Here is a 24,029-nt window from a genome sequence, read left to right on the forward strand (position 1 = left end):
TTTATACTATGTTTTTATGTGTTAAAATTAATGTACAACTATTTTAACTTAAGAGTTTAATAAAACTGTCTTCAATAGTTACGGCTGCTTCTTTGATCTCTATATTCTGAATCCCTTTTGTTTCCAAATATTGTAACAAATCTTTCTTGTTAGGGTTTCCTTTAAAAGAAAAATGAGCAAATTCTCCAAAAGCATAACTTGTTAGCCGATCGGGATATTTTTCCAAAGCCTGTAAAAGCGGATACATTTTATCAGCTTTTATGGCAAAAAGTGCATCCGGATAATTCTCTATTATATTTTTTGGAGTATCTATCGAAAGTATTTTTCCTTCCTGAATAAGGGCAATACGATCACAAAGATTGGCTTCATCCATATAAGGCGTCGAAACAATAATGGTAATATCCTGTTGTTTTAACTTTTTGAGCATTTCCCAAAATTCCTTTCTTGATACAGGATCAACTCCGGTTGTAGGTTCGTCCAGAAAAAGCACGTTGGGTTTATGAATTAAGGCACAGCACAACGCCAGTTTTTGTTTCATCCCGCCCGATAATTTTCCGGCTCTTCGGGTTTTAAATGGTTCAATCTGAATGTAAATATCTTTGATCAGATCATAATTTTCCTGAATTGTAGTTCCAAATAATGTGGCGAAAAAATTCAGATTTTCTTCGACTGTTAAATCCTGATAAAGCGAAAACTTCCCCGGCATATAACCAATGGTATTTCGAATGGATTTAAAATCTTTTACCACATCCAGCCCATCAATTGAAGCCGAACCACTATCAGCCAGTAAAAGCGTGGTCAGGATTCTGAAAATACTCGTTTTTCCTGCACCATCAGGACCAATTAATCCAAAAAGTTCACCTTTGCTCACTGAAAACGAAACATCATCAACGGCGATCTTTTTCTCTTTTCCGTAAGTTTTAATGATGTTTTTTACAACAACAGATTCCATTATTTCGAAAGTTTTATTTCGCCATACATACCTATTTTCAGATAACCATCATTTTTAACTCTCACTTTAACCGCATAAACCAAATTAGCGCGTTCATCTTTTGTCTGGATAGTTTTGGGTGTAAACTCTGCTTTGTCGCTTATCCATTCTACAACACCGCTGTATTCTTTGTAGGTTTTGTTTGTGGCGTCTACAAAAACTTTTACAGGATCATTTAGCTTTACAGCCGGTAATTGATCTCCTGTAATGTAAACCCTTAAAATTATTGTCGACAAATCGGCTATTTTATACAACGGTTTTCCTATCGTTGCCATCTCTCCTGTTTCGGCATATTTGGTCAATACAGTCCCGTTGACTTTATTTGAAATTTTAGATTTCGATAATTGATCGTTAAGCTGACTGATCTGTACTTTTAAGGTTTGCGTTTCATCATCGATTCCGGTTGTACTGATGTTTAATTGTTTTTGCAGTGCCGTAATTTGTTTCTGGATAAGCGCAACTTTTGTCGTTGCATCATCGAGTTGTTTTCTGGTTGCAGCATCGGCTTTTACCAGATTCTGCATGCGTTGCTGGTCAATTTTGGCTTGTCTCAATTCTTCTCTGTAAACATCCAGTTGCGAATTAATATCCGGTTTTTTACTTTGGGTTGCCTTAATTTGCGCCAAAAGCTGATCACGCTTAAGCGAAAGTGGTATCGTATCTATGTAACCTACAACCTGACCTTCTTCTAAGGTGTTTCCTTCCTCTACTTTTAAATCTTTAATTATACCGCTTGCCTCAGCAGGAATAATAGTTTCTACAGCTTCAAAAGTTCCTGTTGCATCAAATTCATTTTTGTTATCAGAACAGGATATTGTAAATGCTGCTATTGTTATAAATACTATTTTTTTCATCTTATGATTAGTTACCGGTTATTAATTTTTGTCTGTATTTGGCCAAAAGCAAATCTGTTTCATGAATAATTTTATTTTGCGTGGCGGCATTCTCTTCATTTACTTCGCGCAAATAATCACTCGAATCGATTACGCCATTGTCTAACTGTGCCAAAGCCGCTTTTTTTACATTATTTCTAAGTGTAATAATTTCGTTATCCGAAACCAGATATTCTTCCAGTTTGGTAATCTCAGCACTTTGTTGTTTTATAGATTGATGGGTATTAAATAAGAAAACTTCTTTATCGACTTCGAGTTGCTGCTTATTAATGTCGATAATTTGTTTCTGTTTTTTATCTGTGTACAAACCTGTTAAAGACCAGTTTAATCGTATTCCGCCAATATAGTAGGATTCCCACCCAACTTGTAGCATATTAAGTCCCGGATTTCCATAACCACCCTGCAGGAAAAAATTGAACTTAGGCAGATTGGCAATTTCAACTGTTTTTTTGCCTAATTCTAAACTTTCATTTCTGTAATCAAAAAGTGCGAGTTCCGGACGGTTTATTTCGAGTGAATTTACAATATCATCAGGCGTTTCTAATTTGGTATTCGAACTCAATTCTAAATTAATAAAAAGTCCAAGCATATCTAAATAAGCTTTTTTATAATTACGAATTCCAATCGCTGTCTGATCTGCTTTTAAATATTCTGCTTTAAGCAAATCAAGACTGCTTCTGTAAGCCGTTCCGTTAGCCAATTGAACCTGAACAGTTTTAATACCGATATTGATATCATTTTTCAGTAAATCATTTTGATGCAGTTGTTCATCAAAAACCAATATCCCAAAATAAAGTTCCGTAATACGTTGTTTTACAGCATACAAATCAACTTTAAGCTGCTGTTCTGAAACTTTGGTTTGCTTTTCTGTGATTTCTTTTTGCTGTTTGAGATTTCCTCCGTCATAAATAAGCTGATTCACTTCGGCGTAAGCACGATACTGATCTTTATTCAGAATGGGAACATCAACTCCGGGAAGACTTATGGGCAATTTAGTCACATCAGACTGATAGGTTGCCTGACCAAAAACATCAAATCTGGGATAATATCCTTTGGCAATATTATCAATTGTGAATTCGCTGCTTTTGGCAATCAAATCACGCTTTTTAGATAAGGGATAATTTTCTTCTGCCAATGCATAACAATCCTGAAGCCGTAATAACTTGTCGTTTTGTTGTGCATAAAAATGAAATACAGGAAGAAAAATCAGTATAACTACAAATAACCTTTTCATATTCAAACTTTTACTATTTAATATTTCGTTTTAATCATTTGATTAAATTAAATCCAAAAAAATAGCTATGAGTTGATCATAGCTTTAAACCATTGCACAATCAATGTTTTTCTTTCTTCTGTAAAATCGCTCAATTGAGTTGAAGTCATTACTCCTGCCGATTCCAGAACGGGTTTGGCAATAAAAGGAAAAATCGACATTGATAATATATTTAATACAAAATGAAACGGATGTATATCCGGTTTCTTTTCCATAAGCTGTTTTACAAAATAAGATTCTGTTAGTAATTTTCCGGCCTGTATCCGGTTACCAAAATGTTCGGGATTGTTTCGTATTTCACTTAAAACAAACAATGGTAAACCCGGATTTTGGGTAAGCATTACAATATAAGCATCTACAATTAAGGTTACTTTTTCATCCAAAGATGTTTTTTCGTTGTTTACTATTGGTGCGATTACGCCAAATAACTTAGCCACTTTTTCGGCCATTACTAATTCAAAAAGTTTCTCTTTACTCCTGAAATAATAATTCAAAAGTGCCAGGTTAATTCCGGCTTCTTCGGCAATGTCACGAGTACGCGTAGCAGAATATCCTTTTTGTGTAAACACGGTTCGGGCTGCTTCTTTAATTTTTTCCTCGGTACTTGCGTCTTTGCTTTTTGGTGCCATAATAATTTTAAATCTTCAGCAAAGATAGAAAAGTTAATTCTATTTTAAACAAAAGATTTAATCAAATGATTAAAAATATACATTATGCGATTGTTATTATTCTGCAAAAAAGATCAAAAAACCCAAAACAAGTATTTATACTCATTTGTATTTCAATGATTTAACTTAATTTTCATATAATAAATTTTAAACCCAGTTCAATTAAAAAACAGCCTAAAACAGTGTAAGATTGGCAGAATCATGTTTTTATTTTTCTCTCAATTTTAAAGATACTGCCTCTTTTTATCCTTCTTCACCCTTCTTTTTCCATCAATTAATAATCTAAATATTCAAACCATGTCAAATTTTACAACATTTTACGAAGAACATTTTATTAGAGAATTAGAGAATCAAAAGAAACTAACCAAGAATCAGGAAACTGATATCAAATTAGCCACTTTTGCTAATCGGGTTGGCCGCATGGCTGACAGTGGTGCCGGAATTACGGTTTTAGATCTTGAACGTTATATGGGTCGTAATGATCTTTTGCGTTTTAATTATTTGTCACGCGGAATGCAGGCTGGTAAAGCAGTGTGCCGAATTTATGTTGCAGACAAATTTGGCGGTGGTTCCTGGGGCACAGGATTCTTAATTACACCTAATCTCATCATCACCAATAATCATGTTATACCGGATTCTGAAAGTGCTACACGTTCTTTTGCCGAATTTGGCTATGAAGCTGACAATAATGGTCTTGTACAACAAGGTAAGCGTTTTAAAATACAACCCGAAAAAACTTTTGTGACCAGTATCGCAAACGAACTTGATATTACAATTCTGGGTGTATCTGATATTGCCGATGATGGCATTACCAATATTGCCGATTATGGTTTTCTGCGAATGAACCCTGCATTGCATAAAGTCGAAGAATTAGAATTTGTGTCTATCATCCAGCATCCAAGCGGCGACGAAAAATACATTTCGATCAGAGAAAATAAAGTCATTAAAATTGGTGACACAAATCCTGATAAAGATATTAAAATATGGTATGAATGTGATACTGCAAAAGGATCATCAGGAGCTGCGGTGTTTAACGATCAATGGCAGGTTGTGGCGCTACATCACAGCAGTGTGGCAGACAGCAGAAATAACAATGGCACCATTGAAGTAAAACTGGCTTCGGGAGAATGGATTCCAAAAAATGAAGAAGACAGTTACGAAGAGAATCTTTGTTATATTGCCAATGAAGGAATTCGTACGAGCAGAATTGTCGCTTACATTAAAAACTATATTGGATTGCCCGAAAACCAGGCTACTAACTTGTCTTTTTTACAAGAGTTTCTTGATGATGTTTTAGGAGTTAAATCGATCACAACTTCTAACACCAAGGAAAGCATTGCAAGTACTGTTGCACCTGCACCAACTGCTTCGTTTCCTGAAGCATATAAAGATAAATCAAAAAACATCTGGCCTATTGAGCATTACATTGGGCGCAAAGGATATCAGGATGACTTTTTAGGAATAACTATTCCGCTTCCTGAAGTAACTCCAAATGCATTAAAATATGGTCCTGTAACACCGGTACAAGGAACCCTTGATAATGTTTTAAGGTATCAGCATTTTTCTGTAATACACAATTCAAAACGAAAAATAGCTTTTGTAACTGCCGTAAACATCGACGGAAGCAGCTGGAAAAACATAACACGTGGCGTTGATAAATGGTATTACGATTCCCGAATTCCTCTGGATGTACAATTGGGCGAAGAAATGTATTCGAACGAACCTTCTCCTGACGGAAGTAAAAAAGGCTGGTTTGATCGCGGTCATTTGGTCAGAAGACAAGATCCGGACTGGGGCACAAACGATGAGGCATTACTGGCAGATGAAGATACTTTTCATTGGGCCAACTGCTCGCCGCAATACTGGTTTTTTAATCAAAAACAGGAACTTTGGCAGGGATTAGAGAATTATATTTTGTACAATACTGATAAAGATGATTTAAAAGCATCTGTTTTTTCAGGACCTGTTTTTGATGAGAACGATGAACCACACAGAGGCGTGCAAATTCCGCAATATTTCTTTAAAATAGTTGCCGTTATTGATAGTACCGGAAAACTCTTTAGCAGTGCTTATGTCGTATCTCAGAAAAAATGGGCAATAGATATTCCGTTTGAAGTACTGCCTGTAGGAGATCATAATAATTTTCAAACGACAATTGCAAAAGTAGAACAAATGACCGGCTTGCGATTTCCTGATGCTTTGAGAGAAGCAGATGTTAGAAAAGACAAAGGCGATGTTGGTTTAAGATCTCTGGCAGATGTTGCAATACCTAGAAGAAAATAACCTATTTATAATCTGTTAAAGCCATAAAAAGGCAGGTTCGTAATTAACCTGCCTTTTTTCATTTAGACTTTTACAGCGCTATTCAGTCATCAGTTCTACTACATTTTCATAATTTAGTAAATCTCTGTTACTTTCATCATAAAGAAGCTGCCATTTAAAATCCGGAATTAAAATCTTAGTGGTAGCCTGTTCATTCCATTTCACTTCAAAACCATTTTTCTTTAGAATTTCGGCTACTTTTTTACCTACCGCAATGGTAACATCAACATTCGAATTGTTTATTTTCTGAAAAGCAATATACAAACTCGGATCTTCTGTTATCACTGCTCTCGAAAGATCCTGTTCGTGATAAAAACAATATCCTGTCGATGCTTTTCTTCTGTCATTCAGTTCTTGTTCAACCTGTACAACTTCATATTCTCCGTCACTTGTGGTATATCCGGCATTGTGCAGGGCAATAATGTTTTCTTTGCACAATTCATCAAATGCTGTTATCAATCTGTCTGTATCAGTAGGTTTACTCCATTTTTCGCTTTCAGTTAAAACCTTTTGATATTCATTATCAATCAGGTCATTTGCCCATTGTTCTGAAATTTCATCTTCAAATTCGTTATCTTCAATTTCTTCCAGTATGTTTTCCTTAATTTCATCAAGTGATAAAAATCCCATCCTTACCTGATTAAATATAGACTCGTATATAAATTCTTCGTTTTCTGTCATTTTATTTCCTTTATCCATTTATTTTATTTTTCTAGTACCGGAATAATATGTTCCCAATTCAGCTCTTTGGCAAAATCTAAAGGCGTTTTACCATTTTTGGTTTTCGCTTCTTTATCAATTCCTAAATCCAGTAAAACTTCGACTAAGGTTACATTACCAGCAATAGTTTCTCTGTGCAGAAAATTATATCCCAAATCATCACTTAATAATTCTTTTGGATTCTGTTTTAAAAAGTCAACTAAACTGTCCTTCATGTTAATACTCATTGGATGTTCGATTAAACTCTCCGGATTTTCGTCCTGTTTATAAACAAGTCTGATATTATTATAATCATCAAAATCCAATCCCCAGGCTTCATCATGTTCTGCTCTTTCCTGATCGCTCATTTCAGAGCGCATAGCCTGAATAGTAAAACCTCCGTATGTTTTTCCTTCAGAGGCAAATAACCAGTCACTAATCTGATTTAGCGGAATTTCTACATGATCTCCGTTATCAATATTGGTAAGCTCATTTGGCGTATTAATCAGGATTCCTTTTATTGTTTCTCCGTCAAACTCAATATCATTGATCCACATGTGTTCTACTGCGGTTTCATCTTCAAATTCCTGCGAGAATGCCACTTTTACACAAGCCACATCCAAACCTGGAACTATACGTCTGTATTCCCAGGATAATTCTCTCCAAAAATATTTAAATGTATTTTGTGCTCTTTCAAAAGCTTCAATCATTTTCGGACTGTCTCCTTTTGCAAAATAGATTTTATTATCTGCCATGTACTTTATTTTTAATTCAACGTTTATTCTAATTTTTATTTTTTACGAATCCTTGATTTTGCTTCAAATTACGATCAGCAATGATAAGAATTATTTAGACTCTGGCGAAGTTTAAACTGGTATTTGTAAGTTTTTATTTGATAATCAGATCTGCCTGTTTTTATATCTGAAACAAAAGCAGTTACAGGACTTATCAATGCTAACGCATAATTTATACTAATCTTGTAATGTAAATCTTCTTTTTTTTGTAAATCTTTTTAATTTAAAAGTAACTTATAGTAAAACAATCAGTTAAAAGCTCCTGTTTTCTAAAATCCTAAAAAGAGAATTAAAAAGAATTGAGAACTTTTCATACTTTTATTCAAACATTTAAAATCCAATGACAACAGATATTATAGAATTAAATGACTTTATTGTTTTGATCGAACAATCGAATACATCTAAAACTATAGTGCAAAGGTGTGAAATTGACGGAGATGCCGTTGGGTTTGCTTTTTATGGTTCCGGTAATGTCGAATTAGAAATCAAGCACAACAATCAGACGAAATACCTGACCAATACCACAGGTTTGGCAATTTGCTTTTTCGGAAATCAAAAAGTGGAATTCTCGCATAAAATAGAACCGGATAAACCATTGCAATCGATCAGTATTTTTACCAAATTAAAAAATCTGAATGCATTGCCTCAGGCCGAAAAAGAGATTTTCGAAAATCATCTTCCGGAATTATTAAACCCGAATGAGCATTTTGTAAAAGGCCCATCATTTTATATGACTCTGGATATGCAACTGGCTGTTCAGAAAATCTTTAACACTACTTATACCGGCAACACCCGATTGCTGTTTTTAAAAAGTCAGGTCAATGAACTTTTGGCACATTTTTTTGCACTTTTAACCACAGGTTCTAAAATTGATTTTTCAGAAATAGACAAAAACAAACTTTATAAGGCTAAAGAAATTGTCACGAACAGTTATTCTAAACCACCTTCGATTACACAACTTTCTCAAATGGTAGGTTTGAACAGCAGTAAACTAAAAAAGAATTTTAAAGAGCTTTTTGGCATTCCGGTTTTTAAATATGTTCAGGAAGAACGATTGCACAAAGCCTATGAATTGCTTCGTGACAGCGAAAAAACAGTACAGGAATCTGCCTGGGAAGTAGGTTATGAAAGCCTGAGTTCGTTCTCAAATGCTTTTCACAAAAAATTCGGAATGCGTCCTATCGAAGTCAGACAACAATTCCTTTCAGACAAATCTTAATTCTTTTCAGACAAATGATTCTTTTTTAATCTAAGCAACTTTGTATCAGTAATCATTTAAAAAGATATTGATATGAAAAAGAAAATTTTAGTTCTGGGTTCCAACGGAAAAACAGGACGCAGAGTAGTCGAAAGATTAGAACAGGCTGAAAACATCGAAATCCGTTTGGGATCACGAAACGAAAAAATACCTTTTGACTGGGAAAAACCAGAATCCTGGCAAGCGGTTTTGCAGGATATCGATACGGTTTATATCACTTTTCAGCCTGATCTTGCCATTCCATCAGCAGTTCATACGATCGAACAATTTACAAATCTTGCTACAGCATCAGGAGTTCAGAAAATGGTTTTATTATCCGGAAGAGGTGAAAAAGAAGCCCAGCTTTGTGAAGAAATAGTAAAGCAAAATGCCAAAAACTGGACCATTGTACGCGCCAGCTGGTTCAATCAAAACTTTAGCGAAAGCATCTTTTTAGAACCTATATTAGCCGGAGTAGTTGCCTTGCCAAGAGCCGAAGCTCTCGAACCCTTTACAGATGCCGATGATATTGCTGAGGTTGTCACCGAAGTACTTTTGAACGATAACCACAACGGAAAAACTTACGAATTAACTGGTCCAAGATTATTAACTTTTGAAGATGCTGTAAATGAAATTGCCAATGCCAGTGGCCAGAAAATTGCTTTTCAGGGAATGCCTTTAGAAGATTATATTCAGATGCTTAGAGAATATCAGGTTCCTGAAGATCATATCTGGCTAATTAATTATCTCTTTGAACAGGTTTTAGACGGAAGAAATGCTACCGTAACATCAGATATAGAAAAGGTTTTGGGCAGAAAGGCAAAAGATTTTTCTGCTTACGCGAAAGAAACGGCAAAAACCGGAATCTGGAATACTCAAAACTAATGCGATGCATTATTTCAGGGGAATTTTTTCAGGAATTATAGTCTGGTTATGTATCAGTATTTCTTTTTTTGTTCTGGAACATATTCCTCCGGTTCTCAAAAAATCTTTTCTGACACAAGCCGCGATTGTAATGGTTCTTACGGTATTTTATGCCTTTACAGCAGCCGGATTTTATTATAAAAAACGATACAAAACAAATGGTTTAAGACTTGGAATAGCAATCTCAGGAACTGCTTTGCTTCTAGATGTTTTAATAACCGTTCCTTTTATTGAAATTCCAAACGGACGAAGTTATGGAAGTTTTTTCAGCAGTCCGGTATTGTGGTTTTTGGCCTTAATAAGTACATTTTCGGTTTATTTCTACTGGAGAAAAAAAGTACGTTGAAACGAAACAATTCATTTTTAAATATCTAAATTTATTGTGTTCTTTTCAATAGATCTTAATAATCTCATGATAAAAAAATACAGCTCCTTAATTGCTTTCATTATTATCGAAATTGGTATCGCATTGGTCAGTTTAAGTAATTTTATTTACAATGATTCGATTTTAATTTCTGTTTTAACTGCCCTGTTTTTAATCGTTACACCCACTTTTTATTACATACTCACTAATAAAAAACAAACTGAATTTACGTTTTGGTTTGTTTTTTATTCTGTTTTTAAAATCACTCCTTATATTTTCAAAATGGAGGGTAATTTTTTTGAATCAATTTTTCAGTGGAAAATCTATTTAAACATTATATTTTTAGTTTTCTTAGTATGGAAAGTATTTCTATTTATTCAGAACTTTAGAAAAGAAGTAAAACAAAAAGACACTATTGAACACGACGAATATGCTATTATTTCAAATTCTTTAAAAAAATCAGTTCCATTTAAAAAATTAGGAAAAATAATTTCTTTTGAAGTTTGTTCGTTTTATTATTGCTTTATAAAATGGAAAGGAAATAAGAAAACGAACGACAGTTTCTCAGGATATCGCGAAAGTGGCGTAACCGCAGTTTACATCGGTTTAATGCTGGTTTCTGTTGTTGAAGCAGTTGGTGTGCATATGCTCTTAATTTCGTGGAATACAACTGTAGCTATTCTTTTTCTTTTGTTTCATACTTATTTGCTAATCAATTTAACAGGACATTTAAAAGCTATTTTCTTTAGAACTCATCTGGTTTTATCGCAAAAAGTTATAATCCGTTATGGGCTTTTTGATACTTTAGAAATCCCTCTTGATTCTATCAGTCTCCTAAAAAAATTTGAAGGTGATTATGAAAAAAGCCATGACCTTGTAAAATTTGCATTACTGGGCAGATTAGAACCTCATAACATTTCAATCGAGCTAAAAGAAAGCAGGAGCATTTCTTTACCATTTGGTATCACAAAAAAACCAAAAAGAATATTGCTTTATATTGACAACATAAATGATTTTATAAAAGCTGTAAAAGACCAGACAGAAGAACCTAAAACAGCTGATTCAGTATTTTTAAAACTAGAAAAAAGCATGTGATATATAGGAATCACATGCTTTTTTCTAGTTTTAAAAGAGATAATATTTTACATTTTCAGTGCTTTTTCTTTCGACTTCACCAACTGATTAACTCTCCAGATTAAAAACACTGTTAAGAGTGTAATCACGGCAATTACATATCCTAAAACATCATAGTTTTCCAGCGGAGCCGATTTTGTTTTTTGATGTACAATATAGCCGGCGAAAACAGCACCTATTCCGCCTGCAATTTGCTGTAATGAAGACGAAATCGACATATAAGCGCCACGGTCTTTCATTTCAGGAATGGCAGTATTTAAGGTTGTTGCCGGAATCATACGACTCATAATTCCCATAAACAAAATCATATTGATTACTACGATTTCCCATAGCGGAATTGGATTTAAGTTCGTATAAAATATAATCATGACAATCGAAATAAGTGATCCTCCTGCAAATAATTTAAACTTGCTTACTTTATCACTCAGTTTTCCAATTAACGGCATGATAAATAAAACCGAAAGTCCGGTAAAGAAAAATACCATTGGCAATTCAAGCTGACTGATATGAATATTATTAACCAAAAAGGCACTTCCAAAAGGCTGTAACATAAAACCTCCAACAGAAAGAAATGCAATAGACGCAAAACCTATCTGATATTGTTTATTGCTCAAAGTATGCCAAAGATGCAAAAACGGACTTTTGTCTAATTGCAATGCCAGGTGTTTATTAATCGCCTCCATTTGTGTTATGATTGCAATAAGAATCAAAACTCCCAAAGCGGCAATCATTAAAAATGAAGAATGCCATCCCCAGTTATTCGCGCAATATAATCCAATTGGGATTCCTAAAATCTGGCTTGTTGCATATGCCATTTGTATAAAACCCATGACACGTCCTCTTTGGTGAATAACAAATAAATCTGTTACAATCGCCAAAGAAACAGAACCAATAACGCCACCAAAAAGTCCGGTAACAATTCTCGCCAAAAGCAACATCGTGTAACTTGTAGAAAGAGCACAGAAAACAGTACCAATAATAAATCCTGTATAAAAGAAAATCAGCAATTTTTTTCGGTCAAATTTATCTGCAAAACCTGCGGCCAGTAATCCTGAAATTCCGGCACTAAAAGCATAAGCTGAAACTGCAAAACCAAAGTTTGCGGTTGTCATATTAAGTGTTTTCATTAAAATATCTCCAAGCGGAGAAATAACCATAAAATCAAGTATTACCGTAAACTGTAAAAGTGCCAGAATAGCAATAATGATAATTTGGTGTGAAGTAAAAGCGGGACTTTCCCCAGTAGTTTTTTCCATATAAATGGGCTATTTTTTTAAATTAAGATAATTCCTGACACTCATGACCTAATGTTGTGATCATAGTAATAATAATTTCAGGCTTCAGTACGTCAGATACAATTCGCAGTACACAATCAACATCTTCGTGATCGATAGTCCACTCTGCAATATCTGAATGACTATTTAAAGTCTTGTGCAGTTCGCAAGACGGATCTGCATTTTTAATATTCGTTTTAAAAACATGTATTGTATTTAAATCTGTTTCCATAATTTTTCATGGTTTTAAAGCTTTAATCGTTGCCTTAAAAGCTTCTTGCATCATTTCTCTGGTAAGTTTAAATGGCTTTCCTCCCATACTCTTACCCTCAGTATGGAGGTTTAACAAAGTATATAACGGCCCATATGCCACAGCCCAGAATACTTCAAATGTCATGGGGATGAGTTCTTTATTACGCAGACCGTTTTCGATAAACTCCTTCATAATCATTCTAAAATCTGCAAACTCTTTAATAGAATCCAGAATGACTTCTCCGTGAGGTGAATGTTTGATGATTTCAAAAAAAGCAACTTCTTTAGGATATTTCATTGTAAAGGCTGCCCGATTCTCCCATTGTTTCCACAGCCCTTCTTCAAATGACATTTTCGGCGAAAAATCTTTTACTGTACCTGTAAAAAATTTGAGTGCTATCACCGCTCCTATTTTTTGTATTAAATCATCTTTGTCTTTGTAATAAATGTATAGAGTACCAACAGAAATAGAACAGGCTTTTGCTAATTTATTCATGCTAAAACCCTGAAATCCGTCCTGCACAATTTGATCAATTGCAGTCGCAATTACCAGTTTCTCTTTGTCTGTATCTCTAACTCTCATGCCATTTTTTTGACAAAGATAAAATAATAAATGAATGAACATTCTTTTATTTAATTATTTTTCATAAGCGAAACTATTATTTAACATTGGAGCTAAAATCAACTCATCTCTGTATAGTCTTTTATATCATGATGTAGAGATTTTTTATTTCTATTATTATAAAATTTTAAAAACTGTTCTGTAATAACTAAAAATTTTAATATTGAACTTCAAATACGAATATTAATTTAAAAATTATACTAAGTTTGTATATCTTAATTTCTGTAATTTATAAAACCATGAGTTTAAAAGACTTATTAGACGTTAGCAAAGACAAAAGCCTCTCTGGGCAAAAATGGCACATGCTTAGACAATCTATTACAAAACGATTGCTATCCGGCGGCAATGCTACTATTGCAGAATTAAGTACAGAATTACAATCGAGTGTTCCTACTGTAACTAAAGCCGTTAACGAATTATTGACCGAAGGTTATGTAATCGACATGGGAAAAATTACCAATAGTGGCGGACGCAGACCTTCATTATACAGTATCAATCCTACCTGTGCTTACTTTTTGGGTGTTGAGGTAGGAATTAGCAGTATGTCGATTGGATTACAAAATATCAAAAATGAATTGGTTAGTGTCGAACTTGGCACTTCGTTTATATTAGAAAACACCCAGAAATCATTATTAAAATTCTGCGAACTCATCAATTCTTTTATCGAAGACAGCTCAGTTGAGAAAAAAATGATTGTGGGAGTTTGTATCAACTTCTCAGGCCGAATCAATTCGATGGAAGGTTTTAGTTATAATTATTTCTTTAGCGAAAACAGGCCTTTAAATGAGATTATCTCAGAACAATTAAATCTTCCTGTACATTTAGAAAATGACACACGGGCAATGGCTTTTGGCGAATATTGCGAAGGCGTTGTAGACGATGAACAAAATATCATTTTTGTAAATTACAGTTGGGGTGTTGCTATTGGAATGATTACTGATGGAAAATTATATTATGGAAAATCAGGATATTCGGGCGAATTTGGTCATAGTACCATTTTCAATAATGACATCATGTGCCAGTGTGGTAAACTAGGCTGTCTGGAAACCGAAATTTCGGGCTGGTCTTTAATCAATCAGTTTAAAGATGCTGTAAAAGAAGGCAAACAATCTAAAGTAATCCTTGATGAAAACTCCACGATACTACAACATAATGCCATTATAAACGGAGCTGTAAATCTGGAAGACACACTTTGTGTTGATTTAGTGACCAAGCAAAGTGAAAAAATGGGACGTTATTTATCTATACTATTAAACATTTTCAACCCTGATCTGTTGGTAATTGGCGGAGATTTCGCACAATTAGGTGATTATGCTTTACTACCTATTCAATCTGCTTTAAAAAAATATTCTCTTGGTTTAGTGAACCGCGATATGAAGCTTAAAAAGTCTGCTTTAGGCCGTCGTGCGGGCGTTATTGGTGCTTGTTGTGTTATTAAGGAAAAGATGTTATTTCCGTTAATTAATAACTAAATTCATTAACCACTTCTTAATTATTAAAATATTTTAATAACTAAATTTGATATATTAAAATATTTTATATCTTTACCTCATAATAATAAATTAATTTATTGTTAAAGTTCTCGTAACCTTTACTGTCGTATTGAAAAAAACTTCAATACGAAAACAACCAAGATATTAGAAATACTATAATCGTTGATTCGCTTATAATATTCTTTTTTGTGCAAATTAAAGTTTTTGAAGTTTAGCAAAAATTAATTTTTAGAAAATTACCCATTTATCGGGTAAAACAAAAATCCGTTTTTACAATATCAACAGAATACAAGTTTTATATATGAAGTAAGAAATTAAAGATCAACTATAAATATCAATTCAAACCATTGCATACCTATTTATTTCCTGATCATAAAAAAGCCAGCTAATGCTCGCAACATCGCTGGCCAGATTCCTTAAAGGAATAATGATTAGAGATAGATAATAGACCTTTAACAAAGTTATTATTAACCAAACCATTACAAAAGTATGAAATTATTGCCTAAAAGTAAACCTAAAAATTTCAGGTTTACTCCTAAACACGTAAAAGTTATCAAATTAACATCGACGTTGCTTTTAGTTTTAAGTCTGCAGTTAGTTACTGCAAGAACAGAAAAAAGTATTGCGCTTACAGATAAAAATGTAAAAAAAATTGATCCCATCCAGAAAAAAGTAACCGGTGTTGTTACCAATGAAAAAGGCGAAGCTTTACCTGGTGTAAATATTGTGGCAAAAGGAACAAACTTTAGCACTCAGACTGATTTTGACGGAAAATTTTCTTTTGAAGTTCCTGATAACGCCACTACCTTAATTGTTTCTTATATTGGTCTTCAGGAACAGGAAGTCACTATTACTAATGCTCCTCTTACCATTGTACTAAAAGAAATAGGACAACAAATGAATGAGGTAATTGTGGTAGGGTACGGTTCTCAAAACAGACGAACTTTAAGTACAGCAGTTTCTAAACTGGATAAAAAAGTTTTAGAAAACGTACCTTACTCAAACGTAACACAATCGCTTCAGGGAAATGTTACCGGATTGGTGGTTAAAACCTCATCTGGTCAGCCGGGAAAAGCATCAAACATTTTGGTTCGTGGTGGTACTTCTATAGATAATCCCGCAGGAGCTACTCCATTATATATAGTAGATGGTGTAATTCGTACTCAAATCGACGATATAAACTCGTTTGATATTGCTTCACTTCAGGTTTTAAAAGATGCTGCTGCAACTTCTATCTACGGAGCCCGTGCTTCAAATGGTGTTATTATCATTACAACAAATACAGGAAAAGCCGGAAAAATGAAAGTTACTTATAATGTTTCTACTCAAAGCAGCAGAATAGGTAAAAAATATGACTTCATGGACGGAGGAGATTATATCAAATTTCAACGTCAGGGTCTTTATAATGCTGCCGAAATTGCCGGACTTGGCACAACAACCGGTATAGCAAGATTAGGACAGTTAACAGGTGCTACTCCTGCAGGAACAGGAAACAACCTTCAAAACAATACTCCTTTTGCTACTTTATTAAAATCTAATTTATCTGCAGAAACTATTAGTACACTACAGGCAAAAGGCTGGCAGGAACTACAGGATCCGTTAAATCCTACCAGTACTATCATGTACAAAAGTACGGACTGGAATGATGTTTTGTTTCAAAATGCCATGACCCAAAGTCATACATTGGGCTTTAGCGGTGGTACTGAAAATGGTGTTTTTGATTTAAGTCTGGGATATCTGAAAGGCGATGGAATTACCATTTTTACAGGATATCAAAGATTTACCGGTAAATTAAATGCTTCCTTAAAAGTAGCCGATAATTTTACTGTTAATGGTCGTGTTTTATTTTCTAAGTCCAGCAACAATCAGGTTGTAGCAAACAGTGTGGTTTTTAACAGATATCTGGGAAATTCTCCAACTACAAAATTATATCTGGAAGACGGGACATTGGCTCCGGGTCAAAATAATATTAATGGAAATCCATTATACCAAATGGGTAAAATTAAAGGAATCAACGAAAATAATAAATTACAGATGGGCGTAGATGGTGAATTAAAACTTGCCAAAGATTTTACCTTCACTCCTGCCTTATCACTTTACAGTGAAAACGAAAATGACAATACTTTTCAACAGGCATTTTTAAGCGGAAGCAGCGGATTAGTAGACAATACACGTACTGCAACACGATTGAGCAACCAGATTTATCAGGTACAATACGAAGGTGTTTTTGCCTATAAAAAAGGATGGGATAATATTGGTGATTTTGATGCTAAACTGGGTGTTTCACAATACGACCGAAGCATAAAAGCTTTTAACGCTTCAGGAAAAGGAAGTCCGTCAGATTTAGCACAAACTTTAGATTCATCTCCAATTCCCGTTTCTGTTTACAGCAACAATACAAGACTGGTTTTAAACAGTGTTTTTGGAAGAGTAAACTATGATTATAAAAACAGGTATTTTGCAACTGCATCCTTTCGTTATGATGGTGCATCAAGTTTGGGACCTGATAATAGATACGGTTTCTTTCCCGGAATTTCTGCAGGATGGAATGTACAGGAAGAAAAATTCTGGACTGCTGCCATGCCAAAATTCTTTTCATCACTTAAACTTCGCGGAAGTTATGGTGTAAACGGTAACCTGGGTACACTAGGCGATTTTCAGGCAGGCGGATTATATTCAGGCTCAACAAATGGTGTAGCAAACAGTTACAACGGACAATCGGCTATTATAAACTCACAAATTGCAAATCCGGGCTTAAAATGGGAGCAATCTCAAACCATAAACGGAGGTTTTGATTTAGGATTCAACGAAGATAAAATCAGGGTTATTGGAGATTTCTACAACAAACTAACATCAGATTTGTTAACGAATCTTACTTTACCATCAAACAGTGGTTTCTCAACAGTTCTAACCAATCTGGGCGGATTAAGAAGTAAAGGTTTTGAGCTGGAAGTACAAGCCAATGTTTACAATCAAAACGACTGGAGAATTAATGTTGGGGCAAACGTTTCGCACAATACCAACACGATCGAAAAACTTCCGTCTAACGGAAACTTAAACAATAGAATTGGCGGAACCGAAATTTGGGATACCAAAAGTGGTACTTATCAATATGTGGGAGGTTTACAGGAAGGACAAAGAATTGGAAACTTCTATGCACACAAACAATTATATATTCTTTCTACTCAGGCAGAAGCTGATGCTTACAACTTAAAAGTTCACGATACCTATGTAACTAAAACTGCCGTTGGAGGCGGAAATCCGGAAGGTAAAAAATTCGCCGGAGATGCCGTTTTTGAAGACACAGACGGAAATGGTATCATCGACAGCAGAGACAGACAATATATGGGTAATATGTTCCCAACGTTTGTAGGAGGTTTTAATTTTGATGCTACTTACAAAGGATTCTCCTTAACCGTAAGAACAGATTATTCGTTAGGAGCTACAATTTATAACGAAGCAAGAGCCCGTTTCCTGGGTCAGTTTCAGGGTAACTACGGATTACTGGCAGAAAGTGCACAATCATGGCAAAAAGAAGGTGACATTACAGATGTTCCAAGATACCGTTGGGCAGATCAAACCAATCAAAACAACTTATTCAGATCTGAAGCAAGCGGAGCAGCATACAACACAAATATGTTTCAGGGAAATAGCCGTTACTACGAAAGTGGAGATTACTTATGCATTAGAGAAATCACTTTTAGCTACAACTTTCCAAAAACATTTGTCGAAAAAGCAAGGTTAGCTTCACTTCGTATGTACGTGACAGGAAGCAACTTATACTACTTCACAAAATACAGCGGATTAAGTCCTGAAGTTCAGGGTATTGATGGAGGATCCAGTTTAGGATTAAGTGCTGCCGGATCTACCGGTACTTATCCTGTTCCCAGAAATATTATCCTTGGTTTAAACATCAGTTTGTAAATTTTAATACTAAAATCATGAAAAAGAAATTCCTTTTATACACTATACTTTTTGCCAGTCTTTCGCTATTCAATTCCTGTCAGGACGATTTAGAGCTAACCTCTGATAGTGTAATTACATCTGATAGTTTTTGGAAAACAGAAGATGATGCCAAAGCCGGTGTAAACGGTATGTATGTTAATTTTAGAATCCAGACACAGCAAAATTACTACTTACTGGGCGGCGCCAGAAGTGCCGAAATCACAGCCGGAGTTCAGTCTCCGTTAACCTTAGCCAATTATTACAACAACAATCTTACACCTCAGAATATAGATGTAGACTGGGCAGGTTTATATACCGTAATTCATCAGGCCAACTTAGTTCTAAAATATGTACCTAAAATTACATTTAGTCCAACTACAGTAAACGAGCAAAAAAGATATATCGCTCAGGCTTATTCCATGCGTGCATTGTGTTACTTTATCATGGCACGTTCCTGGGGAGGAGTTCCAATTGTTACAGATCCTACAGAAAACACCAATCAGTCGCAATACATCATTCCGCGTAATACAATCGAAGAAACATTTGCTTTCATTAAAACCGATATTGATGCTGCAATCACCAATTTTCCGGATGCCGGCAATAACACCACGCAATTATCTCTTGCCTCTGTTTACGCTTTAAAAGCCGATGTAAATTTATGGACAGCAAAACAATTAAACGGAGGAACAACTGATTTGAATACCGCTCTTACAGCAATAAATACAATTCCGGGAACTCCAACTTTATTGCTTAACTTTAAAGATGTTTTTGCTTATGATAAAAAAGGAAATGCTGAGGTAGTTTTTGCCGTTCGTTATTCTCTTGCTGATTTACCATCAAATTTATCAGACAACTGGAACTCTTTCATGTTTGTTGGACCAGCTGATTTTGCTCCATTAACATCTGCAACAGCAATTGCAACTTTCGGGACTTTGGGTTCTGGTGCAGGAAATGCCGGAATATCAAGAGTTCAGCCTGATATTACCCGATTTAATTTTGCCAGCACAGATACACGAAAAGCAGCTACTTACCTAACTTTATACAACGGAACCACTCCTGTAGTTACTGGTTTAGTAAAGTATAACGGAACAGTAGACGGAACAGTTAGACGATTTGTAAGCGATATTATCATTTACCGTTGGGCTGACATTTTACTGATGAAAGCCGAAATTAAAAATGCTTTAGGTCAGGATCCAAGTACAGAAATGAACCTGGTTATGAAAAGAGCAGATGCTTCGGCTTCTTTCACAAATGATACTCCGGCAAATAATGACAATGTGATTTTAAATGAAAGATTAAAAGAATTAGCTTTCGAAGGAAAAGCATGGTGGGATTTAGTTCGCTTCAAAAAAACAAGCTTAGTACCATCTATGGCAGGAAAACAAATCTTGTTTCCGATTTCTCAGAATACCATCAATTTCAATCCAAAAATTACTCAGAATCCATTGTAAACCGGATTTAAAAACAAAATAAAATCAGACTGGAAACGTAAAAATTTCCAGTCTTTAAAATACAACAAACAACAAAAAAACAAAGTCATGAAAATTGAACATTTACAAGGTCTGATTTCTGCTCCGTTTAGTCCTTTTGACAGTAACGGAAAATTAGATGTAAGCCTTATTCCGCCTTACTATGCATTTCTGAAAAGAAACGGAGTTACAGGAGCTTTTATCAACGGATCAACAGGTGAAGGGGTTTCTATTTCTTTAGAAGAAAAAAAAGCCGTGGCTCAAGCCTGGGCAGATTGTTCGAATCACGATACCGATTTTAAAGTAATGGTTTTCCTTGGAGGAACCTGCTTAACAGATTGTATCGATTTGGCCAAACACGCTTACGAAATTGGATTATATGCTGTTTCTTTAACTGCACCATTTTACTTTAAACCCGGAAATGTTGATACACTTGCAGAAATCTGTATCAAAGTAGGAGAAAGTGTTCCCAATATGCCCTTATATTATTATCACATTCCGGTATTAACAGGCGTAAACATCCCGATGTATGATTTAGTACGCGCTTTAGATGGAAAACTTCCAAACTTTGCCGGAGTAAAATACACACACGAAGATTTTATGGATTTCCAGAGTTGCATGAGCTACGAAAACGGAAAATTTGATATGCTTTGGGGACGTGATGAAAACATGTTATCTGCCTTAGTTCTGGGAGCAAAAGGAGCTGTTGGAAGTACTTTTAATTATGCCGCTCCATTGTATTATGATTTAATTGATGCATTTAATAATAATGATTTGGTTAAGGCAAGAGCGCTTCAGCAAAAATCAATTGATATGATTCGTTTCTTAGGCAAATATGGCGGAATCTCTGTTGGAAAAGCTTATATGAAGTTAGTAGGTCATGATTTAGGAGAATTTAGATTACCGGTTAAAAACATGAACGCTGAGCAATTTGAATTATTTAAAAAAGATGTCGCAGGTTTAAACTTCGATGCTTTTAAATCTAAATAAATCAGTTCGTTTTTTCTAAAGCAAAACTATATGAATTCGTTTTTTTCTTCCTTAATCCTTACTATTTTAATTATGTCTACAACCTTAGGTTTTTCGCAAAAAACAAAGATTACAAATGTCGAATGGAAAAAAGCAGCACAATTGCAAAATGCTGACGGAAGTATTTCTTTAGGTTTTGCAGGTCCGATAAACGGGGTTACGCATAACGTTTTGATTGTTGCCGGAGGAGCTAACTTTCCCGATAAAATGCCTTGGGAAGGAGGAAAAAAACATTACTCGAACGAAATTCATGTTTTAGAAAAAACAGGCAATACTTTTCATTGGAATAAAAAAGTTACCAATACATTACCCGAACCCATCGCATATCCGGGAAATACAACAACAAATTCAGGAATTGTTTATGTAGGCGGAGAAAACGAAAACGGGCTTTCGAACAAAGCGTATCTTTTAAATTGGAATGCCGGTGAAAATAAAGCAGAGATAAAATCACTTCCGGATTTTCCGTTAGCGATTATCAATATTGCGCTTACACATTCAGGAAATATAGTTTATGCAATTGGCGGAGACGAAGCAAAACAATCTTCCGATTTAGTTTTTAGTCTTGATTTGGATGCTGAAAAACCAACATGGAAATCGTTAGCCAAATTACCTTTTGCTTTAGCGAATTCAGTTTCGGTAATTCTGAATGATGTACTTTATGTTATTGGCGGAAGAACTAAAACGCCATCAGGAATAAGTGATTTGCACAACACCACTTTGGCTTTTGATCTCAAAAAACAAGTTTGGGAAACCAAAGCCAATATTACTGACGGAAAGCAAACGACAAATTTTTCTGCCGGTGCAGGAGTTGCCATTGGCAATGAATTTATTTTAATTCTGGGCGGAGATAACGGAACTACTTTTCATAAAATCGAAACCTATTTATCTCAAATTGTAAAAGCTGCGTCTGAAGAAGAAAAATCAAATCTTATCGCCGAAAAAAACATTTTAAACACAACACACAAAGGCTTTTACAACGACATTTTAGTATACAACACACACACGAATAGATGGTCAAAAATTGGCGAATTGCCTTTTCTGGCCCAGGTAACTACAACAGCAACGATCTGGAATAATAAAGTTGTTTTATCGAATGGAGAAATTAAACCCGGAATTCGTACACCGGATGTCATGCTGGGAACTATTAAATAAAAGATTAAACACGAATTGCACAAATTACCACAAATTAAAATCATTATAATCTTTTTAATCAGTGTCATCAAAAATTAAACACATAGAAACATAAGTTCAAAATCAAAGTAAAGGTGATTAAAAAAAAGCTTTTTTTTTACATAGCACTATGAGTTTTATTTCAAGTGAAACACCTTTTCAAGCTATAAAAACTATGTCTCTATGTGTTAAAAATAACCGATTAAACCAAAAAATAAGCATATCAAAATATGAAGAACTCTAAATATTATCCCTGGCTCGTAGTTGCGTTACTCTGGATTGTAGCGTTGCTCAACTATATGGACAGACAAATGCTGGCAACCATGCGACCTTCTATGGAAGCTGACATTCCTGAACTGGTTTCAGGTGAAAATTTTGGACGCTTAATGGCCATTTTTCTTTGGATTTATGCTTTGATGAGCCCTGTTTCCGGTATTATTGCCGACAAATTAAACCGAAAATGGTTAATTATAGGAAGTTTATTTGTTTGGTCAGCCGTTACATTTGCAATGGGATATGCCACAACCTACAATCAAATTTATTGGCTAAGAGCCGTTATGGGCGTGAGTGAAGCCTTGTATATTCCGGCAGGTTTGGCTCTAATTGCCGATTATCATCAGCAAAAAACAAGGTCGCTTGCCATTGGTATTCACATGACCGGATTGTATGTAGGATCAGCATTGGGTGGTTTTGGTGCTACGATCGCTGCCCGATTCTCATGGCATGCTACTTTTCATAATTTTGGTATTGTGGGTATTATTTATTCGATTGTTTTAATTTTCTTTTTATACGAGAAAAAAGAAAAAACAGTAATCTTTGATCCTGAATTTAATAAAACACACGAAAAAGATTCCCTTTTTAAAGGCCTGGCATTATTGTTTACCAATATTTCCTTCTGGGTCATTTTATTCTATTTTGCCATTATCAGTTTACCGGGCTGGGCAACAAAAAACTGGCTTCCTACCCTATTCTCAGACAATTTGGGCATTTCAATGGATCAGGCCGGACCAATCGCTACAATTACTATTTCTTTTTCTTCATTGCTAGGCGTAATCTTTGGTGGAATTTTATCAGACAAATGGGTTCAAAAAAATATCAAGGGAAGAGTTTATACCAGTGCCATTGGGCTAAGTTTAACCATTCCCGCATTGTTGTTGATCGGTTTTGGGCATTCCTTATTTCACGTCGTTGGTGCCGTTTTATGTTTTGGTATAGGATATGGAATGTTTGATGCGAATAATATGCCCATCATCTGTCAATTTGTTTCATCCAAACATCGGGCAACGGCCTATGGTGTTCTTAATATGACCGGAGTTGGTTGTGGTGCTTTGGTCACTTCCTTACTGGGTAAATCTGCAGATACCGGAACTTTAGGTTTTGGTTTTGCGCTAATGGCGGGTGTCGTGTTGGTTGCACTACTCGTTCAGCTTGGTTTTCTGCGTCCAAAAGTAAATGATTTTGCAGATGCGTAGCAGG

20 protein-coding genes are annotated in these 24,029 nt (G+C 35.0%); 11 read left to right on the forward strand and 9 right to left on the reverse strand.

Annotation, left to right across the window (positions count from 1 at the left end; genetic code table 11):
- Positions 1 to 43: 43 nt before the first annotated feature.
- The 4 genes from A4F88_RS12585 to A4F88_RS12600 form a co-directional block, all read right to left on the reverse strand.
- Positions 44 to 952, reverse strand: a complete 909-nt coding sequence (locus A4F88_RS12585; protein ID WP_068842956.1) for an ABC transporter ATP-binding protein — start codon at positions 950 to 952, stop codon at positions 44 to 46.
- Positions 952 to 1,845, reverse strand: coding sequence for an HlyD family secretion protein (locus A4F88_RS12590; protein WP_068842957.1), 894 nt, complete (start codon positions 1,843 to 1,845; stop codon positions 952 to 954). Before A4F88_RS12590 ends, A4F88_RS12585 begins: the two co-directional genes overlap by 1 nt.
- 7 nt (positions 1,846 to 1,852) lie before the next feature.
- Positions 1,853 to 3,118 (reverse strand): TolC family protein, encoded by a 1,266-nt coding sequence (locus A4F88_RS12595; protein ID WP_068842958.1) that lies wholly within the window; start codon positions 3,116 to 3,118, stop codon positions 1,853 to 1,855.
- A 65-nt stretch (positions 3,119 to 3,183) separates the two neighbouring features.
- Positions 3,184 to 3,786 (reverse strand): TetR/AcrR family transcriptional regulator, encoded by a 603-nt coding sequence (locus tag A4F88_RS12600; RefSeq protein ID WP_068842959.1) that lies wholly within the window; start codon positions 3,784 to 3,786, stop codon positions 3,184 to 3,186.
- A 336-nt stretch (positions 3,787 to 4,122) separates the two neighbouring features.
- Here A4F88_RS12600 and A4F88_RS12605 point away from each other — a divergent pair, with 336 nt between their 5' ends.
- Positions 4,123 to 6,108, forward strand: a complete 1,986-nt coding sequence (locus A4F88_RS12605; RefSeq protein WP_068842960.1) for a DNA/RNA non-specific endonuclease — start codon at positions 4,123 to 4,125, stop codon at positions 6,106 to 6,108.
- Between the two features lie 78 nt (positions 6,109 to 6,186).
- Here A4F88_RS12605 and A4F88_RS12610 read toward each other — a convergent pair whose 3' ends face one another.
- Together A4F88_RS12610 and A4F88_RS12615 are read right to left on the reverse strand one after the other, a co-directional pair.
- The gene (locus A4F88_RS12610) at positions 6,187 to 6,846 is read right to left on the reverse strand and encodes a DUF6891 domain-containing protein (protein WP_245179102.1); all 660 of its coding nucleotides are present in this window, start codon (positions 6,844 to 6,846) and stop codon (positions 6,187 to 6,189) included.
- 5 nt (positions 6,847 to 6,851) lie between these two features.
- Positions 6,852 to 7,601, reverse strand: a complete 750-nt coding sequence (locus A4F88_RS12615; protein WP_068842961.1) for a DUF2314 domain-containing protein — start codon at positions 7,599 to 7,601, stop codon at positions 6,852 to 6,854.
- 379 nt (positions 7,602 to 7,980) lie between these two features.
- Between A4F88_RS12615 and A4F88_RS12620 the strand changes: the two genes are divergently transcribed.
- The 4 genes from A4F88_RS12620 to A4F88_RS12635 all read left to right on the forward strand — a co-directional run bounded on the left by A4F88_RS12620 (position 7,981) and on the right by A4F88_RS12635 (position 11,260).
- On the forward strand, positions 7,981 to 8,859 hold the full coding sequence (locus tag A4F88_RS12620) for a helix-turn-helix domain-containing protein (protein WP_068842962.1): 879 nt from the start codon (positions 7,981 to 7,983) through the stop codon (positions 8,857 to 8,859).
- Between the two features lie 72 nt (positions 8,860 to 8,931).
- Positions 8,932 to 9,762, forward strand: coding sequence for an NmrA family NAD(P)-binding protein (locus A4F88_RS12625; RefSeq protein WP_068842963.1), 831 nt, complete (start codon positions 8,932 to 8,934; stop codon positions 9,760 to 9,762).
- A 4-nt stretch (positions 9,763 to 9,766) separates the two neighbouring features.
- Positions 9,767 to 10,147, forward strand: coding sequence for a DUF5367 family protein (locus tag A4F88_RS12630; protein ID WP_068842964.1), 381 nt, complete (start codon positions 9,767 to 9,769; stop codon positions 10,145 to 10,147).
- 66 nt (positions 10,148 to 10,213) lie between these two features.
- Positions 10,214 to 11,260, forward strand: a complete 1,047-nt coding sequence (locus A4F88_RS12635) for a hypothetical protein (protein ID WP_068842965.1) — start codon at positions 10,214 to 10,216, stop codon at positions 11,258 to 11,260.
- 47 nt (positions 11,261 to 11,307) lie between these two features.
- Here the strand turns inward: A4F88_RS12635 and A4F88_RS12640 are convergent, their stop codons facing one another.
- Genes A4F88_RS12640 through A4F88_RS12650 form a run of 3 tightly spaced genes read right to left on the reverse strand, consistent with a single transcriptional unit; the run spans position 11,308 to position 13,408 of the window.
- Entirely contained in the window at positions 11,308 to 12,555 is a 1,248-nt protein-coding gene (locus A4F88_RS12640; protein WP_068842966.1) for an MFS transporter, read from the reverse strand.
- A 22-nt stretch (positions 12,556 to 12,577) separates the two neighbouring features.
- Complete coding sequence (locus tag A4F88_RS12645; protein ID WP_068842967.1) at positions 12,578 to 12,805, reverse strand: hypothetical protein; 228 nt, start codon at positions 12,803 to 12,805, stop codon at positions 12,578 to 12,580.
- 6 nt (positions 12,806 to 12,811) lie between these two features.
- Positions 12,812 to 13,408, reverse strand: coding sequence for a TetR/AcrR family transcriptional regulator (locus tag A4F88_RS12650; RefSeq protein WP_068842968.1), 597 nt, complete (start codon positions 13,406 to 13,408; stop codon positions 12,812 to 12,814).
- A gap of 278 nt (positions 13,409 to 13,686) precedes the next feature.
- Between A4F88_RS12650 and A4F88_RS12655 the strand changes: the two genes are divergently transcribed.
- From A4F88_RS12655 to A4F88_RS12680, 6 genes are all read left to right on the forward strand, one after another.
- Positions 13,687 to 14,919, forward strand: a complete 1,233-nt coding sequence (locus A4F88_RS12655) for an ROK family transcriptional regulator (protein WP_068842969.1) — start codon at positions 13,687 to 13,689, stop codon at positions 14,917 to 14,919.
- Positions 14,920 to 15,429: 510 nt separating this feature from the next.
- The gene (locus A4F88_RS12660) at positions 15,430 to 18,864 is read left to right on the forward strand and encodes a SusC/RagA family TonB-linked outer membrane protein (RefSeq protein WP_082815764.1); all 3,435 of its coding nucleotides are present in this window, start codon (positions 15,430 to 15,432) and stop codon (positions 18,862 to 18,864) included.
- Positions 18,865 to 18,881: 17 nt separating this feature from the next.
- A complete protein-coding gene (locus A4F88_RS12665; protein ID WP_068842970.1) occupies positions 18,882 to 20,336 on the forward strand; it encodes a RagB/SusD family nutrient uptake outer membrane protein in 1,455 nt (484 codons plus the stop codon).
- Positions 20,337 to 20,423: 87 nt separating this feature from the next.
- Positions 20,424 to 21,344, forward strand: coding sequence for a dihydrodipicolinate synthase family protein (locus A4F88_RS12670; RefSeq protein WP_068842971.1), 921 nt, complete (start codon positions 20,424 to 20,426; stop codon positions 21,342 to 21,344).
- 72 nt (positions 21,345 to 21,416) lie between these two features.
- Positions 21,417 to 22,535 carry a galactose oxidase gene (locus A4F88_RS12675; protein WP_245179104.1) on the forward strand — a complete coding sequence of 373 codons (1,119 nt, stop codon included), beginning with the start codon at positions 21,417 to 21,419 and terminating at the stop codon, positions 22,533 to 22,535.
- 248 nt (positions 22,536 to 22,783) lie between these two features.
- On the forward strand, positions 22,784 to 24,025 hold the full coding sequence (locus tag A4F88_RS12680; protein WP_068842973.1) for an MFS transporter: 1,242 nt from the start codon (positions 22,784 to 22,786) through the stop codon (positions 24,023 to 24,025).
- Positions 24,026 to 24,029 lie beyond the last annotated feature (4 nt).

It is taken from the genome of Flavobacterium chilense (genome assembly GCF_001602525.1).
GTDB lineage: Bacteria > Bacteroidota > Bacteroidia > Flavobacteriales > Flavobacteriaceae > Flavobacterium > Flavobacterium chilense.

Excerpts from the sequence above, each read along its gene's own strand:
- A4F88_RS12585 (WP_068842956.1), bottom strand. The coding sequence starts at position 952 with ATGGAATCTGTTGTTGTAAAAAACATCATTAAAACTTACGGAAAAGAG.
- A4F88_RS12590 (WP_068842957.1), bottom strand. The coding sequence starts at position 1,845 with ATGAAAAAAATAGTATTTATAACAATAGCAGCATTTACAATATCCTGT.
- A4F88_RS12595 (WP_068842958.1), bottom strand. The coding sequence starts at position 3,118 with ATGAAAAGGTTATTTGTAGTTATACTGATTTTTCTTCCTGTATTTCAT.
- A4F88_RS12600 (WP_068842959.1), bottom strand. The coding sequence starts at position 3,786 with ATGGCACCAAAAAGCAAAGACGCAAGTACCGAGGAAAAAATTAAAGAA.
- A4F88_RS12605 (WP_068842960.1), top strand. The coding sequence starts at position 4,123 with ATGTCAAATTTTACAACATTTTACGAAGAACATTTTATTAGAGAATTA.
- A4F88_RS12610 (WP_245179102.1), bottom strand. The coding sequence starts at position 6,846 with ATGGATAAAGGAAATAAAATGACAGAAAACGAAGAATTTATATACGAG.
- A4F88_RS12615 (WP_068842961.1), bottom strand. The coding sequence starts at position 7,601 with ATGGCAGATAATAAAATCTATTTTGCAAAAGGAGACAGTCCGAAAATG.
- A4F88_RS12620 (WP_068842962.1), top strand. The coding sequence starts at position 7,981 with ATGACAACAGATATTATAGAATTAAATGACTTTATTGTTTTGATCGAA.
- A4F88_RS12625 (WP_068842963.1), top strand. The coding sequence starts at position 8,932 with ATGAAAAAGAAAATTTTAGTTCTGGGTTCCAACGGAAAAACAGGACGC.
- A4F88_RS12630 (WP_068842964.1), top strand. The coding sequence starts at position 9,767 with ATGCATTATTTCAGGGGAATTTTTTCAGGAATTATAGTCTGGTTATGT.
- A4F88_RS12635 (WP_068842965.1), top strand. The coding sequence starts at position 10,214 with ATGATAAAAAAATACAGCTCCTTAATTGCTTTCATTATTATCGAAATT.
- A4F88_RS12640 (WP_068842966.1), bottom strand. The coding sequence starts at position 12,555 with ATGGAAAAAACTACTGGGGAAAGTCCCGCTTTTACTTCACACCAAATT.
- A4F88_RS12645 (WP_068842967.1), bottom strand. The coding sequence starts at position 12,805 with ATGGAAACAGATTTAAATACAATACATGTTTTTAAAACGAATATTAAA.
- A4F88_RS12650 (WP_068842968.1), bottom strand. The coding sequence starts at position 13,408 with ATGAGAGTTAGAGATACAGACAAAGAGAAACTGGTAATTGCGACTGCA.
- A4F88_RS12655 (WP_068842969.1), top strand. The coding sequence starts at position 13,687 with ATGAGTTTAAAAGACTTATTAGACGTTAGCAAAGACAAAAGCCTCTCT.
- A4F88_RS12660 (WP_082815764.1), top strand. The coding sequence starts at position 15,430 with ATGAAATTATTGCCTAAAAGTAAACCTAAAAATTTCAGGTTTACTCCT.
- A4F88_RS12665 (WP_068842970.1), top strand. The coding sequence starts at position 18,882 with ATGAAAAAGAAATTCCTTTTATACACTATACTTTTTGCCAGTCTTTCG.
- A4F88_RS12670 (WP_068842971.1), top strand. The coding sequence starts at position 20,424 with ATGAAAATTGAACATTTACAAGGTCTGATTTCTGCTCCGTTTAGTCCT.
- A4F88_RS12675 (WP_245179104.1), top strand. The coding sequence starts at position 21,417 with ATGTCTACAACCTTAGGTTTTTCGCAAAAAACAAAGATTACAAATGTC.
- A4F88_RS12680 (WP_068842973.1), top strand. The coding sequence starts at position 22,784 with ATGAAGAACTCTAAATATTATCCCTGGCTCGTAGTTGCGTTACTCTGG.